Raw genomic sequence first — 15,626 nt, 5'->3', positions numbered from 1 at the left:
TTCACTCGCAATGCACACCTTGCCCGCAACCGATATCGAACTCGCCGCGTGGCTGCGGCTCTCGCTCGCACCAGGGCTCAAACCGGCCGCGCTGCGCTTACTGCTCGGCGCTTTCGGGCTGCCGGAAGCAATCTTCCATCAATCGCACGCGACGCTTGCCGCGATCGCCGGCGAAACCGCCGCGCGCGCCGCGCTGGCTCCCGCGGGCCCTGATCTCGACGCCCAGCTCGACGCGGTTCTCGCGTGGCGCGCGCTGCCCGGCAACCAGGTCGTCACGCTCGACGACCCTGCGTACCCGCCCGCGCTCCTAACCATGCCTGATCCGCCTCCACTGCTATATATAAAGGGCCGGCTGAATCTGCTGCACACGCGCGCGGTCGCTCTGGTGGGCAGCCGCAGCGCCACGCCGCAAGGCGTCGAGGATGCGGAGCGTTTCGCGCGGGAGCTGTCGGCCGCCGGCGTGACGATCGTGTCGGGGCTGGCGCTCGGCATCGACGGCGCGGCGCATCGCGGCGGGCTGGAAGGTATCGGCGGCACGGTCGCGGTGATCGGCACCGGCGCGGACCTGGTGTACCCGGCGGCGCATCATGCGCTCGCGCGGCAGATCGCGGTGCAGGGCGCGATCCTGTCCGAATGGCCGCTTGGCACGCCGGCGCGCGCCGCCAACTTCCCGCAGCGCAATCGCCTGATCGCTGGGCTCGTGAGCGGTGTCGTGATCGTCGAGGCCGCGATGCGCTCCGGATCGCTGATCACGGCGCGGCTCGCCAACGAAATGGGCCGCGATATCTTCGCGCTGCCCGGCTCGATCCACGCGCCGCTTTCGCGTGGCTGTCATCGGATCATCAAGCAAGGCGCGAAGCTGGTTGAGACACCCGACGAGGTACTCGAGGAACTCGGCTTCGCCAGGCTGGCGGGAGATAAGGCTGCCGGCACGCGAACGGTTCGGTGGGACGGAGCCGATTCGCGGCATCCGCGGAAGGTGAGTGCCACGACAGCCGTGGTGCCGGACGCCGCAGCGGCGCGGACGAATTCCACAGACGCGAAGGAGTCGGCGGCCGAGCCAGCCGGGGCGCAAGCGGCAAAAGTGGCGGCGTCCGCACAGACGCCACCAGGCGCTACTTCGTCCGACTTTGCAGGGCCGCAAACAAGCGCGCCGCCTCGGGCGAACGCCGCCTCGACACAAGCATGCAGTCCGCCCTCGCCCACGTTCAGCAAGGAAGCCGAGCGACTGCTCGCGGCGCTCGGCCACGCGCCCGCCACGCTTGAAATTCTTGCCACCCGCACCGAGATGGAGGACGCGGCTTTACAAACCACCTTGCTGCAACTCGAACTTGCCGGCCAGGTGACCGCGCTACCCGGCGGCCGCTTCATGCGGGCGAGCCCAGGCCGCCCCCGCGGTGCACAAGGTTGACCACGATCCGGAATCGGCCATGCTACATTCGCGCCAAAGCACCTGACAAAAGTACGTAAGGAACCACCATGCCCGCGCTAAACCTCGACACCGACCAAGACCGGATCGCCGAGCGCGTCAACGACCCGGACACGCTGTTCGTTGCGTGTCTGTGCGCGGAGTGGTGCGGAACCTGTCGCGAGTATCGGGACGCCTTCGACAAGCTGGCCGATCGGCACCCGGATATCTGTTTCGCATGGATAGACATCGAAACCCACGCGGACCGTTTCGACGATCTGGATGTCGAGAATTTCCCCACCATCCTGATCGAAGACTCGATCACGACACGTTTTTTCGGCACCGTATTGCCGCAAGCGGCAATCGTGGAGCGGATGTTGTCCGACCTGACGGCCGTGCCCGGCATCAGCGGTGCGCCGAAACTGCGACCCGCGCTGGCGGTGGCCTGAACGTAGCGCCGGCCGTCCAGCCTTGCGGCACGGACGTTGCGGGCGGTGCACCGCGCGTTTGCCGCAGCTTGCCCGATTACCAGGCGCGCAATTATGATGGCGCGCTTTTCATGCACTTGACACGCCGCTTTCACGGCGTGTGCTATAAAGCGGTCGTTATTGGGTCGCAAAGGTCGCAAACGAGGGTCGCGCTGGAGAAAGCGCACTCAAGGCCATCAACCCTGATCTACCAACCTCACATCGAGTCATGTCCAAAGCACTGATCATCGCCGAAAAGCCTTCCGTCGCGAACGACATCGCGCGCGCTTTGGGCGGCTTTACCAAGCATGACGAATACTACGAAAGCGACGAGTACGTCCTTTCCTCGGCAGTCGGCCATCTGCTGGAAATCGCCGCGCCCGAAGACTACGAAGTCAAACGCGGCAAGTGGAGTTTCGCCAATCTGCCCGTCATTCCGCCGCATTTCGATCTCAACCCGATCGCCAAGAGCGAGTCGCGCCTGAAGGTGCTGACCAAGCTGCTCAAGCGCAAGGATGTCGACCGCCTGATCAACGCATGCGACGCGGGGCGCGAGGGCGAGCTGATTTTCCGCCTGATCGCGCAGCACGCGAAAGCCAAGCAGCCGGTGCAACGCCTGTGGCTGCAATCCATGACGCCGGCCGCGATCCGCGACGGCTTCGCTCGTCTGCGTAGCGACGAGGAAATGCAGCCGCTCGCCGATGCGGCGCGTTGCCGTTCGGAAGCGGACTGGCTGGTCGGCATCAACGGCACGCGCGCAATGACCGCGTTCAACAGCAAGGGCGGCGGCTTCTTCCTTACCACGGTCGGGCGGGTGCAGACGCCAACGCTGTCGATCGTCGTGGAGCGCGAGGAGAAAATTCGCCGCTTCGTGCCGCGCGACTATTGGGAAGTGAAAGCGGACTTCGTCTGCGCGGCCGGCTTTTACGAAGGCCGCTGGTTCGATCCGAAATTCAAGCGCGACGAGTTCGACCCGGAGAAACGCGATTCGCGTCTGTGGGCGCTGCCCGCGGCCGAGACCATCGTCGCCGCCTGCCGCGGCCAGATCGGCACGGTAACGGAAGAATCCAAGCCGTCCACGCAACTGTCGCCGGCGCTGTTCGATTTGACCAGCTTGCAGCGCGAGGCCAACGGCCGCTTCGGCTTCTCGGCGAAGAACACGTTGGGTCTCGCCCAGGCGCTGTACGAAAAGCACAAGGTGCTGACCTATCCCCGGACCGACGCTCGCGCGCTGCCGGAAGACTATATGGATACGGTCAAGCAGACGCTCGGCATGCTCAAGGAGAGCAACAACTATCTGCCGTTCGCCAAGCAGGTGCTCGACAAGGGCTGGGTGAAACCGAACAAGCGCATCTTCGACAACTCGAAGATCAGCGATCACTTCGCAATCATCCCGACGCTGCAAGCGCCGAAGAATCTGTCCGAGCCGGAACAGAAGCTCTACGACCTGGTCGTGAAGCGCTTCCTCTCGGTGTTCTTCCCGGCCGCCGAATTCAAGGTGACGACGCGGATCACGGAAGTGGTCGGCCATCACTTCAAGACGGAAGGCAAGGTGCTGGTGGAGCCGGGCTGGCTGCAAATCTACGGTCGTGAAATCAGCGGCGAAGACGCGAACCTCGTGCCGGTGCAGAAGGACGAAAAGGTCAAGACCGACAAGATCGCCGCCCAGCAACTGGTCACGAAGCCGCCCGCACGCTACAACGAAGCGACCTTGCTGTCGGCCATGGAAGGCGCGGGCAAGCTGGTCGAGGACGATGAACTGCGCGAAGCCATGGCGGCCAAAGGCCTCGGCACGCCGGCCACGCGCGCCGCCATCATCGAAGGTCTGCTCGGTGAAAAGTATCTGATCCGCGAAGGCCGCGATCTGATTCCGACCGCCAAGGCCTTCCAGTTGATGACGCTATTGCGCGGCCTCGGCGTGAAGGAACTGACCGCGCCGGAATTGACCGGCGAATGGGAGTACAAGCTCTCGCAGATGGAGCGTGGCAACCTGCCGCGCGACGCATTCATGCAGGAAATTGCCCGCATGACGCAAACCATCGTCAAGCGCGCGAAGGAATACGATTCCGACACGATTCCCGGCGATTACGCCACGTTGCAGACGCCGTGTCCGAATTGCGGCGGTCAGGTGAAGGAAAACTACCGGCGCTTTGCCTGCTCGAAATGCGAGTTCTCGATTTCGAAGATTCCCGGCGGACGTCAGTTCGAGATTCCCGAAGTCGAGGAGTTGTTGCAGAACAAGACGATCGGACCACTCTCTGGTTTCCGCAGCAAGATGGGCCGGCCCTTCTCGGCAATCCTGAAGCTGTCGCTCGACGACGAAATCAAGAACTACAAGCTGGAGTTTGATTTCGGCCAGGATTCAGGCGGCGAAGATGGGGAACCGCCGGACTTCTCCGATCAACAACCGGTCGGCGCATGCCCGAAATGCAAGGGGCACGTGTTCGAGCATGGCATGAGCTATGTCTGCGAGAACTCGGTCGCCAATCCGAAGACTTGCGACTTCCGCTCGGGCAAGGTCATTCTGCAGCAGGAAATTGCCCGCGAGCAGATGTCCAAGCTGCTCGAAGAGGGGCGCACCGATCTGCTGACGAACTTCAAGTCGTCGCGCACGGGCCGCAATTTCAAGGCGTTCCTCGTCAAGCAGAACGACGGCAAGATCGGCTTTGAGTTCGAGAAGAAGGAACCGTCCGCCAAAACGGCTGCGAAGGCCGCAGCGGCAAAGTCGGCTGCCGACGCCGCGACGGACTCGGATGACGAAGAAGCGCAGGTCGCGGTGAAGACCGCGCCTGCGGCAAAAAAAGCGGCGGCTAAAAGGGCATCCGCGACCAAAACCGCGGCTGCAAAGAAGGCACCGGCGAAGAAAGCGGTGGCTCGAAAGACGGGCTCGTGATTCAAAAACCGGCGACCGGGAGTTCTTGAACTGCCGGCCGCCATTGTGCGTGTCCAGAAAAAAGGCGCAGTCACTTTACGTGACTGCGCCTTTTTCATTTTGCGTGCCGGGAAGCGCTACCGTCCCCATCGCCCCACCGCTTACAGCCGCGACAAAACCGTCGTCCTCGGACGATTCGTGGTCTTTGCCAAAGTGCTTGGCACTGGCGATAACTCGCTATCCAGGAGGCGTGAGAGCGGCTCAGCGCCGTCGAACGCTTCCGGCGGCATGGAGTCCGCCGAATCGAGCGCCCCGGACGTGGCGGGCCGGCCAAGGCCGTCCTTGATCCACTGTTCGCCGAGCAAGCTGTTCGGTGTTTGGCTGAAATGCTCGACCAGATGGTCGATGAACGTACGCACCTTCGCCGGCAAGTGACGACGGCTGGGATACGCAATGTTGATCTCCACCTGCGGCAGACGGTAGTCGCCGAGCAGACGCACGAGCCTGCCGCGTGTCATATCGCGGCCGATCAGATAGCTCGGCAGGATTGCGATGCCCATGCCAAGCAACGCAAATTGCCGCAACATTTCCGTGTTGTTGGCCACGATCACGTTCGACGGCCGCACCCGTACTTCGCCTTCCGGGCCGGTAAACACCCGCTCGTCGCCCCAGTACTCGGACGGCAGGCTCAGGCACGGATGCTCCAGCAGATGCTCGGGACGCGTCGGCGTGCCGTGCTTCTCCAGATAGGCCGGCGTGGCGCACACGGTCATGCAGCCGGTGGTCAGACGCCGCGTGACGATGCTTGCGCTGCGCATTTGCCGTGCGATCACTACGCCCACGTCGAAGCCTTCTTCGACCAGATCGACCTGGCGATCGACCAGCGTGACATCGGGAATGACTTTCGGATAGCGCTCGGCGTACGTCTGCAGCACGGGCGCGAGGTTATGCAGGCCGAACACGACCGGTGCGACGATTCGCAACGTGCCGACCGGCTCGTGATTTCGCGCGACCACCATCTGCTCGACGTCTTCCAGTTCGTCGAGGATCTGGCGCGCACGCTCGAGATAAACCTGGCCGGATTCGGTCAGAGACAAACTGCGGGTGGTTCGATTGAGCAACCGCGTACCCAGACGCCCTTCGAGATCGGCAACGTGACGGGTGGCAACTGCGTTGGAAATATCCATCGCGCTCGCAGCGCGGGCGAAACTGCCGAGATCCGCCACTTTGACGAAAACTCGCATCGACTGCAAATGATCCATATAACGACTCCTGCCGTATTGCTGCTTCCTGACAATTAGTGAAAACCAGTGAAGCGGAACTTGGAATTCTCCTACGACTCCCGAAATCGTGCAGAAGTTGCCCGCGAAAGCGGAAATTTTGTCGGTTTTCGTGCCACTGTATTCCCCAACGTAGGGCATGGGCGCCGATTGTTCCGAATCAGGAAACAATGTGCTGCGATGCAGCTTGAACGGGCTTTTTTGTTCGAACAGCCGGCAGGGCTGCTTCGCTACTATCCAAAGGCAAAAAATGGCGCTTGAACGGCAGACCCAAAAGAAAAACCGCCCGGAGGCGGCTTTGTCTGTGAAGCGAACGCTCACATGATCAGGCGATAAACTTGCCTTCCAAGGCGCGTTTTGCTTGCGCCAGCGCTGGCGGCAGACCATGTTGCAGCGTGTCAAAGAGTTCGGCATGTAGCGCGAGTTCGTCGCGCCAGGCTTTATCGTCCACGGAAATCACCTGGTGGAACTGCTCGCGACTGAAATCGAGGCCGCTCCAGTCGATGTCCTCGTAATGCGGCGATACGCCGAACGCATGCTCCTCGCCTTGAGCCGTGCCTTCTATGCGGCCGACCATCCAGCTCAACACCCGCATGTTCTCGCCGAATCCAGGCCAGACGAACTTGCCGTCCTCGCCCTTGCGGAACCAGTTGACGCAAAAGATTTTCGGCAGCTTCGCGTTCAACTGCTCCAGACGCTCGCCGGTTTTCAGCCAGTGGCCGAAGTAGTCGCTCATGTTGTAGCCGCAGAACGGCAGCATCGCGAACGGGTCGCGGCGGACCACGCCCTGCTGGCCCGCGGCGGCGGCGGTTGTCTCGGAGCCCATGGTCGCCGCCATGTAGACGCCCTCGACCCAGTTGCGCGCTTCGGTGACGAGCGGCACGGTGGTGGAACGGCGGCCGCCGAAAATGAACGCGTCGATCGCGACACCCGCCGGATTTTCCCACTCGGGATCGATCGACGGACATTGCGCGGCCGGCGCCGTGAAGCGCGCGTTCGGATGCGCCGCCTTGCGCCCGCTCTCCTTCGCGCCGGCCGGCGTCCAGTCCTTGCCCTGCCAGTCGATGAGGTGCGCGGGCGGCTCGTCGGTCATGCCTTCCCACCAGACGTCGCCGTCGTCGGTGAGCGCGACGTTCGTGAAGATCACGTTCTCCTTCAACGTCGCCATCGCATTGAAGTTGGTCTTTTCGCTTGTGCCCGGCGCCACGCCGAAGTAGCCGGCTTCCGGATTGATCGCGTACAAGCGGCCGTCCTTGCCCGGCTTGATCCATGCAATGTCGTCGCCGATCGTGGAGATTTTCCAGCCGTTCAGCCCTTGCGGCGGAATCAGCATCGCGAAGTTGGTCTTGCCGCAGGCCGAGGGAAACGCGGCCGCGACGTGATGCTTGCGCCCTTCCGGCGACGTCACGCCAAGAATCAGCATATGTTCGGCGAGCCACCCCTGGTCGCGGCCCATGGTCGACGCGATGCGCAGCGCGAAGCACTTCTTGCCGAGCAGCGCATTGCCGCCATAGCCGGACCCATAGCTCCAGATTTCGCGCGATTCGGGGAAGTGAACGATGTATTTCGTCGAATTGCACGGCCAGGGCACATCTTTAGCGCCTGCCTCGAGCGGCGCGCCGACCGAATGCACGCACGGCACGAAGTCGCCGTTCTCGCCCAGCACGTCGTACACCTTGCGGCCCATGCGCGTCATGATGCGCATGTTCGTCACCACGTAGGGGCTATCGCTCAACTCCACACCGATATGCGCGATCGGTGAGCCGAGCGGGCCCATCGAGAACGGCACCACGTACATCGTGCGGCCGCGCATGGCGCCGTCGAACAGACCGTCGAGCGTGGTTCGCATCTCGGCCGGTGCAATCCAGTTATTGGTGGGACCGGCGTCTTCCGGGCGCTGCGAGCAGATGAAGGTGCGGTCTTCGACGCGCGCCACGTCCGAGGGATCGGACCATGCCAGATAAGAATTGGGGCGTTTGGCGGGATTGAGCTTCTTGAGGGTGCCTGCTTCGACCATTTGCGCGCAGAGGCGGTCGTATTCTTCCTGGGAGCCGTCACACCAGACGATCCTGGCAGGCTTGGCAATGGCGGCAATGCGCTGAACCCAGTCGATCAGCTTTCGGTGTTTGACCCACGCGGGCGCCTCGACGGTGGGCTGTCCTTCGAATGAGGGATGATTCATCGACTTGTCTCCGTTATGAAAGCAAAAGAAAACGGTACAAGCCCAGTGACGCTGCATGCGAGAGGCGTCCAATTCATCGCGTCGACGTTTCCACCACTCGACGCGCAATTGTGCAGGTCATCATGGGCTACACAGCTTGTTGGGCGGAAGCGCCTACCGGCGGCCTTCTGCAACCGTCTGTAAAGCGGCTTGCCTCAACACGCAACAAACTGTTAAAAACGATATCAATCGACCTTTGACGTGGCACTGCCGTTCTTGGCGACAGCTTCTACGTTAAGGCATCCAGCCAGACCAGCATGTGACCCAAGTCACATGCTGGGACAGTCAGCATAACACTCCGTTCCGCACCGCTATGGTGCGTCGCAAGACACATACCATGAAGATTGCCATCCTCGACGATTACCAGGACGCCGTTCGCAAGCTCGACTGCTTTCAACTGCTGGCCGACCATGAGGTCAAGGTTTTCAACAACACCGTGCGCGGTCTCGGCCAATTGGCGAGTCGTCTTTCCGAAGTCGACGCGCTTGTTCTGATTCGCGAACGGACCCGCATCAACTCGCAACTGCTCGATAAACTGCCGCGTCTGCGCATGATCAGCCAAACCGGCAAGGTGTCCAGCCACATCGATCTGCCGGCATGCACGGAGCGCGGTATCGCCGTGCTGGAAGGCAGCGGTTCGCCATTCGCGCCGGCCGAGCTGACGTGGGCACTCATCATGGCGGCGCAACGGCGAATTCCGCAATACGTGGCAAACCTTAAGCAAGGAGCCTGGCAGCAATCCGGCTTGAAGACGTCCGCGTTGCCGCCGAACTTCGGCTTGGGCCAGGTGCTGCGCGGTCAGACGCTCGGAATCTGGGGCTACGGCAAGATCGGCCGGCTGGTTGCGGGCTACGGTAAGGCGTTCGGCATGAACGTGCTGATCTGGGGCCGCGAGCATTCGCGCGAAGCGGCGCGCGCCGACGGCTACGGCGTGGCCGAGAGCCGCGAGGCGCTATTCGAGCAGAGCGACGTGCTGTCGCTGCATCTGCGTCTGCATGACGACACGCGCGGCATCGTCAAGCAGGAAGACTTGATGCGGATGAAGCCGACCGCGTTGCTCGTCAACACGAGCCGGGCCGAGCTGCTCGACGAAAATGCGCTGGTCAACGCGCTGTCGCACAACCGCCCGGGAATGGTCGCAATCGACGTCTACGAAAGCGAGCCGATTCTGCAGGGCTATAGCCTGCTGCGCATGGAAAACGTGATCTGCACGCCGCACATCGGCTATGTCGAACGCGAAAGCTACGAGCAGTACTTCACCGCGGCGTTCAACAACATTCTGGCTTTCGACGCTGGCGATACGGCCAGTGTGGCGAATCCCGAAGCGTTGCAGGGTGGACGGCGGCGCTGAGCGTCGAGCGTTCGTCAAGCGGCGTTGTTCGCGAAGCGGTTCGGTTGGTTTGGCGCGGCGCGGTTCTCCCGCTCGCTGGGCTAAAACAACGCCGCCGGCTCAACGCACTTCGTGCGCGCCGGCTTCCAGAAGATCGGGCATGCGTTCGAGGAAAGCCTCGCCATCGACGCGCCCCAGGTTGTACGCATGCGCCATCTGCGAGGGGCTCGTGTAATCCCAGCTCGAAATCGGCACCTTGCGCGATGGCTGCACATAGAGCCGTTGCTGCACGCCGTGCGGCACGACGAACATCTGCGGCCGCGGATAAAGACGCGTGACCATCACCAGCACGTTGCCTGGCGCATCGGCATCGAGCGCGCCGACCGGCACGTTGTCCACCATTCCGCCGTCCAGCACCGGCCGGCCATTGCGCCGCAGAACGGGTGTAAACGGCGGCGTACTCGACGATTGCAGAATCAGATCCGCGAGATCCTCGACGGTCGCGCAATCCTGCGCGCGCACGAATTCCGGATGAAAACCGAGCGTCTGACCCAGCGTGGGATGCAGCGTCTTGCGCACGTATTTTTCGATGTTGTACGCGATGAGACCCGCGGCGACCGCGCTGCGCGCGCCGAGCCAACGCGGCAGATGCGACACGCCGATGCGGATTTCCGGGGCATCGGCGAGCGCGGAAAATTTGTCGCCGTAGATGTCGAGCAGCGCCTGCCGGTAGATGCGGTAATGCGGAAACACGGACTCGCCCCGCAGCAGATTGCCCCAATAGGCGTTGCGGGTGTTGTGGCGCAACGCGTTTTCGTAATAGCGCATGACCCAATCGGAATCGCGCGTGTAGAGCATGCACGCGGTGGCGGCGCCGGCGGAAATGCCGGCAATGACGCGTGGGCGGATGTGCAAGGCCGGTTGCGCCACGTCCCAGAAACCCGCCTGCCACCAGCAGCGATTGCCGCCGCCTGCGAATACGACCTGATCGAACATCCTGGCTTTCCCTTTGATGCGGCTCGCGGCCGCGCTCTAGTCGAGCAGCGCGTAGGTGGTGGTGGCGTGGACGGCCATGTTGCCCGCTTCGTCGAACAATTCGACTTCGCCGAACACCAGATTGCGGCCCATGCGGAGCACGCGCGCGGTGATGAGCACGTCGCCGTTGCGGACCGCGCGCATGAAATTGATGTTGAGCGAGACGGTGCTCATCGGCTTGAAGCCGCCGAGCGCGGCGGAAATAGCGACGATCATCGCGGTGTCGGCGGCGGCCATGAAGACCTGGCCGCAGATCACGCCGCCCGAATGGCGAAATCCACCGGAAAACGGCAGGCGCAGCGTCGCGCCGGCGTCGTCGACCTTGACCGGAGCCAGCGTGAGCGCGCGGACCCACGGCGCGAGGATGCGGTCGAGCAGATCGATAATCTCTTTGTCATCCATTGCAGCCAGCCTCCGGTCGAAAGCGCGCGACGCTTCGCGCGGCACGTGTCCGCGACATGATACCGGGACGCTGAACGCGGCGCGTTGTCGGTGGATGTTGGTCGGCCGAGGGGTTATTCGAGTCGATCAGGGCGAATATTTTTTTTAAGAAATCTGCGAGGGGGACTTGGCAAGCTCGCGAAATTTCTGCATAATTTCGCTTCTGTTGGGGGCGTTAGCTCAGTTGGTAGAGCAGCGGACTCTTAATCCGTAGGTCGAGTGTTCGAGTCACTCACGCCCCACCAAAGATATCAAGCAAAAAGCCCGGTCCTTGTGACCGGGCTTTTTGCTTTCCGTATCCCCTGTCGAAAGGGGGGCAGGCATTTCCAGCCAAGCCAGACCAACAAGCTTACGGACCGACCTCACCCGCCAGGCGCGTCTCCAGCAAAACCGGCAAACGCGGTCCATCTCCAGATCGCCTACGCCGCCCCCACCGCCTCGAGAAACGACAGCAGCCTGCGATTACTCTCCTCGATACCGTAATGCGCCGCCTGCGTCCGGGCCCGAGCGCTCAATGCCTCGCGAGTCCGGCGGTCCGTCAACAGCCGCTCGATCGCATCCGCCATCGCACGGACATTGCCCACCGGCAAAAGAGCGCCGGCTCTTCCACCATCGAGAATCTCGCGCGGCCCAGTCGGGCAATCGGTCGCGACGATTGCCTTGCCGATTGCCAGGGCTTCCAGCAACACCATCGGCATTCCCTCGTATTTCGAGCTCAAAACCAGTAAGGATGCGCCTGCCACGATGGGGTGCGGATTGTCTTGCTGGCCCGCGAAATGCACCTGTTCGCGCACACCCAGTTCGTGCGCCAGGCTCTCCAGTTCCTCGCGATGGGCGCCGTTCCCGACAATGACCAGATGCTCGGCAACGGTACCTCGCCGCGCCAGTTCGGCATACGCGCGCAATAGCGTTCGATGATCCTTCTGAACCTCATCGAGACGCGCGACGGAAACGATGTAGGGCGCGCCATCGGGCGTCACCTGAATGTCGCCGTGGCGCGCCGAGGCGCGCTCGTGGATCGATTCAATATCGATGGCGTTCGGCAAGACAATCACTCGCTCCAACTTGCCCTCGAAAATCCGCGCCGCCTCGTCGGCCATATGCTGGTTCAACGCGGCAACGCCGTGATAACGCCGGTACTGGGTCAGCAGACGCTGGATCTTGCGATGCCGGCCGCCGAGACGCGCGTCGAAGCTGAAGTGGTTGACGCCCAGCCACGCGACGTCGAAGCGGCCGGAAAGCCGACGCAAGGACATGTCGAAGTCGACGATAACGTCCACGCCATGCGCAAGCCGTGCCGCCCGCTTTGCCACATGCGGACGCACCGCCAACGTATTGTGGACGTCGCGCGCGATGCGCCCCAGTTTGCCGAGACGCCGCCCATATCGCTTCGACTGGAAATATCCGAGCCACGGACGATCCACGAGGACTTCCACGTCCACATCGGGCGGGATCAGCGCGCGAAAGCGATTTTCGAATGCCGGCGACGTGTGCATCACCGATAGCGAAACTTTGAAGCGGGTTCGATCGAGAATCCTCAGCCACTGGATCAGCGAAGATTCGATACCGCCGTCGTTGAAATCCGTGATGTGGAAGAGAACACGGATACGTTGGTGGTTCTCAGGTGGAGATTCGATATTGGACATGCACTCGTGTTTCTTGAAGTTCTCGCAACCGGGGCCGCTAATCATCGGTGTGTAGTTGTTATTGGAGAACCCGCCGTCTATTGGTCCATTCGGGGCTGCCGCATGGCGGGATATTGGACTTCCCGCCGACGCGTCCCAGCAGAAAACCATGGGTGAGATCGGTACTGATCTTACTTTATTATCGGCCCGGTCCCGGCATTCTTGAATGTGCCGCGGCGATTACCGGTGAGGTTACCAAACTCTTGATTATTGGGGCAACCGCCGGAGATGAACCCATCCGCATTTTCGTGTGCGCGGCGGTTTAGAAATCGTTATCCGCGGTCTCGCGCTCCATCATCACAACACCTTCAACCCCGCATGCACGAACAGCAGTAAATCATCAAACTGCGTAATGAGTTCGAAGCTCAAAAGAAACGCGAACGTATATCCCGGCGCGGGAAACATCTGCATCCGCCGCAAAATCGGCGCGGCGAAACGCACCCTCACGGCGTCCCGTGTCGCGAGATAAGTCGAGACCATGCCGAGCGCCATTCCGACGAGTACGTCGGTCGGATAATGCAGTCCGAGATAAACCCGCGGCAGGCAGATGAAAACCGCCGTATAGAGCAGCGCAAGCGTGCCGACGCGCCGATTGATCAGAAAGATTCCGGTTGCGATAGCCGTCCACAGCATCGCGTGATCGCTGGGAAATGAACTCCACGTGCGCACGATCGCGTCTTGCAGACCAACCGACGGAAAGTTCAGATGCAGGTCCGGGTCATAAAGCGGCCGCTCGCGGAAAGGCAATGAGGCGGCGAGGAGCCGGCCCGCGGCGAGCGAGGCGAGGCCGCTCGCGACGGTCGCGATGATCATCTCGCGCTTCCACCCTGTGCGCTCGCTGCGGCCGAACCACATCCACCACAACACGGGGACGAGCACGAAGCCCTTGAAACTGGCCTGGCCCGCAATCACCCTGATGATGTGATTGATCGTCGCCGACTGAAAAGCGTGTTGCGTGAGGAAAACCTGCACCGCCGTATCGAAACTGTTCATCTCAACGCATCCACTTCGAATGTCGATTTCTTCCCGCGAGGGCGGCCACATCTTCCGATGCGGATGCCGTCTGTCGGGGTTTGCATGCCCTTAAGAAGCAAAAAAGACGCGCCGTCAAAACCCGCACGGCACGCCGTTCTAATCGGGGAAGCGCGATCCCGTCAATGGAATCGCGCGGATCTCTCGTGAGCTTGAATAAGCCACGGATCGGAAATCGGCCGCGCAGGTTGATTGCGCGGCCGTCACCTGTTTCCTCAGCAGTTGCCCTTCTTCGCCTGTCCCGGCGGACAGAAGCCATTGCCCGGCCCGCCCTGATGGCCACCCTGCGGCACCACCACCACACCCGGCTGATCCGGCACATACAGCGCACATCCCCCGAGCAAGCTCGCGCTTGCGATCCAGATACACATCATTCTTGTCATGTTTCTCTCCAGGGAGGGAGCACGCTCCCTCCCGACTGCACTCGTTGATTATTAGAAGGCGAAGTTGACGTTCGCCTGATTCGTCGTCGTCACGTTGACCGCCGCGGATTGCGTCGCGCCAGTGATCGAATCGGCTTCCGCGGTGTAAATCCCCGCCGACGCGGGCACCGCTGCCAGCGCGACCGGCAGGCTGCCCGAGTACGTTCCGGTAAGCGGCGCCGCAGCCGGCAGATTGAGCGAGTACGCGCCCGTGTCCAGATTCGCATTGGACGACGTGATCTCGTACGTCGCGGCACCGTCCGACTGCAAGGCCCTGACGATTGCCTGAGCGCTCACCGGCGTCACCGTGCCGCTAGCCGTACGCATGATCGAAGCAGGCAAGGCGATCGGCGCGCCCGACGTCGAAACAGCCGTCGACGAATTCACCACGACCGGCACGGATCGTACGATCCCCGTCGCGAAGTTGTTCTCGACGATCACGACATCGTAGTTACCGTTCGTCGAACTCTGCACCAGCGGCGTCAAGATGAACTGCCCGTTGGCATCCGCGACCGTGCCTTTGATGACCTGGCCGTTCTGCTCGGCGTACACGGCCGCACCTGCTTGCCCCGGCGCCACGTAGCCCGAGATCGTCCCGCTCACCACCGTGGGCGTGGCGGTCACGACCGGCTTCAGGCTGTAGGAGCCGTTACCCTTCTGCACGACCGATTTACACGCATTGAAATCGAGCACGAGGTCGACAAGCGTATTCGGCTGAACGGTGAACGGACGGATGATCTTGTAGCCGCTCTGAGTCGCGCTCGGCGTTGCCAGTGCCTGCTCGGCGCCACCGGTGGGCACCACCGAATTGGCGAGCGTATTGCCCTGGTTTTGCGCCAGGACGAGGCGGATTTGCTGATATTGCCCAGCGGGTAGCACGGTCTGTCCGAGATCCGCCAGCACGCCGTTGGTGAGTGAAAGCAGATCGATTTTTTGCGGGCTTGCCAGCGTCACGTCGGACCAACCGGCGTCACTGTCACCCGCCTGCGCGTTCATATTGACCCGGACCTTCGAGACCGTCACGTAAACGTGATCGAACCCGCAGGACGGCGAGTCTGTCATGGCCACATGAAGCGTGCCGGCCGCACCGCCTGAACCTCCATCGCCTCCGCCGCATCCGGCCAGCATGACTGGAATAGCCAGCAAACCGATGCATGCCTTAAGTATCGTTTTCATGTTTGTTCCCCCAAGTTTTTGTGAATGAAGGATACAAAAAGGGGGGCACGGCCTTTTTAGAATTTGCAACGAAGCGTAACTTGTCCGCGAGCGTTCCGCGCTTGCGCAGCGCAGCAACTTTGGCGTCCACGCTCTCATGGCGTGCAATGTGCCGGTCCGTGGCGACGGACGAGCCACAGTCCGCCGCTGGTCGCCTGATCACGAAGTCCGCTCAACTTTCCTGCCGTGCACACAATTTGCAGAGGTCTGACGAGCGT

General features: G+C 62.0%; 12 protein-coding genes and 1 tRNA gene. 5 read left to right on the top strand and 8 right to left on the bottom strand.

What is annotated here, in order from left to right:
• Positions 1-10 precede the first annotated feature (10 nt).
• From dprA to CUJ90_RS00260, 3 genes are all read left to right on the top strand, one after another.
• A complete protein-coding gene (dprA, locus tag CUJ90_RS00270) occupies positions 11-1,411 on the top strand; it encodes a DNA-processing protein DprA (protein WP_114163400.1) in 1,401 nt (466 codons plus the stop codon).
• Positions 1,412-1,479: 68 nt separating this feature from the next.
• Entirely contained in the window at positions 1,480-1,857 is a 378-nt protein-coding gene (locus CUJ90_RS00265; protein WP_073430359.1) for a thioredoxin family protein, read from the top strand.
• 247 nt (positions 1,858-2,104) lie between these two features.
• A complete protein-coding gene (locus CUJ90_RS00260; protein WP_114161678.1) occupies positions 2,105-4,768 on the top strand; it encodes a DNA topoisomerase III in 2,664 nt (887 codons plus the stop codon).
• Positions 4,769-4,908: 140 nt separating this feature from the next.
• On the opposite strand, the gene CUJ90_RS00255 is transcribed toward CUJ90_RS00260, so the two are convergent.
• A complete protein-coding gene (locus CUJ90_RS00255; protein ID WP_073430361.1) occupies positions 4,909-6,009 on the bottom strand; it encodes a LysR family transcriptional regulator in 1,101 nt (366 codons plus the stop codon).
• Positions 6,010-6,352: 343 nt separating this feature from the next.
• Entirely contained in the window at positions 6,353-8,209 is a 1,857-nt protein-coding gene (locus CUJ90_RS00250; protein WP_114161677.1) for a phosphoenolpyruvate carboxykinase (GTP), read from the bottom strand.
• A 376-nt stretch (positions 8,210-8,585) separates the two neighbouring features.
• Between CUJ90_RS00250 and CUJ90_RS00245 the strand changes: the two genes are divergently transcribed.
• Positions 8,586-9,599, top strand: a complete 1,014-nt coding sequence (locus CUJ90_RS00245) for a D-2-hydroxyacid dehydrogenase family protein (protein WP_073430392.1) — start codon at positions 8,586-8,588, stop codon at positions 9,597-9,599.
• Positions 9,600-9,698: 99 nt separating this feature from the next.
• Here CUJ90_RS00245 and CUJ90_RS00240 read toward each other — a convergent pair whose 3' ends face one another.
• Together CUJ90_RS00240 and CUJ90_RS00235 are read right to left on the bottom strand one after the other, a co-directional pair.
• Positions 9,699-10,574: a patatin-like phospholipase family protein gene (locus CUJ90_RS00240; protein WP_114161676.1), complete on the bottom strand. Its 876-nt coding sequence runs from the start codon at positions 10,572-10,574 to the stop codon at positions 9,699-9,701.
• Positions 10,575-10,610: 36 nt separating this feature from the next.
• Complete coding sequence (locus CUJ90_RS00235) at positions 10,611-11,015, bottom strand: PaaI family thioesterase (protein ID WP_073430364.1); 405 nt, start codon at positions 11,013-11,015, stop codon at positions 10,611-10,613.
• Positions 11,016-11,223: 208 nt separating this feature from the next.
• Between CUJ90_RS00235 and CUJ90_RS00230 the strand changes: the two genes are divergently transcribed.
• Positions 11,224-11,299 (top strand) — tRNA-Lys (locus tag CUJ90_RS00230).
• A gap of 174 nt (positions 11,300-11,473) precedes the next feature.
• On the opposite strand, the gene CUJ90_RS00225 is transcribed toward CUJ90_RS00230, so the two are convergent.
• The 4 genes from CUJ90_RS00225 to CUJ90_RS00215 all read right to left on the bottom strand — a co-directional run bounded on the left by CUJ90_RS00225 (position 11,474) and on the right by CUJ90_RS00215 (position 15,369).
• On the bottom strand, positions 11,474-12,700 hold the full coding sequence (locus tag CUJ90_RS00225; protein WP_114161675.1) for a glycosyltransferase: 1,227 nt from the start codon (positions 12,698-12,700) through the stop codon (positions 11,474-11,476).
• A gap of 336 nt (positions 12,701-13,036) precedes the next feature.
• Positions 13,037-13,732 (bottom strand): phosphatase PAP2 family protein, encoded by a 696-nt coding sequence (locus tag CUJ90_RS00220; RefSeq protein WP_114161674.1) that lies wholly within the window; start codon positions 13,730-13,732, stop codon positions 13,037-13,039.
• A 254-nt stretch (positions 13,733-13,986) separates the two neighbouring features.
• Positions 13,987-14,154 (bottom strand): hypothetical protein, encoded by a 168-nt coding sequence (locus tag CUJ90_RS32760; protein ID WP_167363294.1) that lies wholly within the window; start codon positions 14,152-14,154, stop codon positions 13,987-13,989.
• A gap of 51 nt (positions 14,155-14,205) precedes the next feature.
• A complete protein-coding gene (locus CUJ90_RS00215; RefSeq protein WP_114161673.1) occupies positions 14,206-15,369 on the bottom strand; it encodes a DUF4382 domain-containing protein in 1,164 nt (387 codons plus the stop codon).
• Positions 15,370-15,626 lie beyond the last annotated feature (257 nt).

The sequence above is a fragment of the Paraburkholderia terricola genome (genome assembly GCF_003330825.1).
GTDB lineage: Bacteria > Pseudomonadota > Gammaproteobacteria > Burkholderiales > Burkholderiaceae > Paraburkholderia > Paraburkholderia terricola.
The sequence above is the reverse complement of the archived record's forward strand: the minus strand, read 5'-3'. Positions and strand labels throughout refer to the sequence as shown.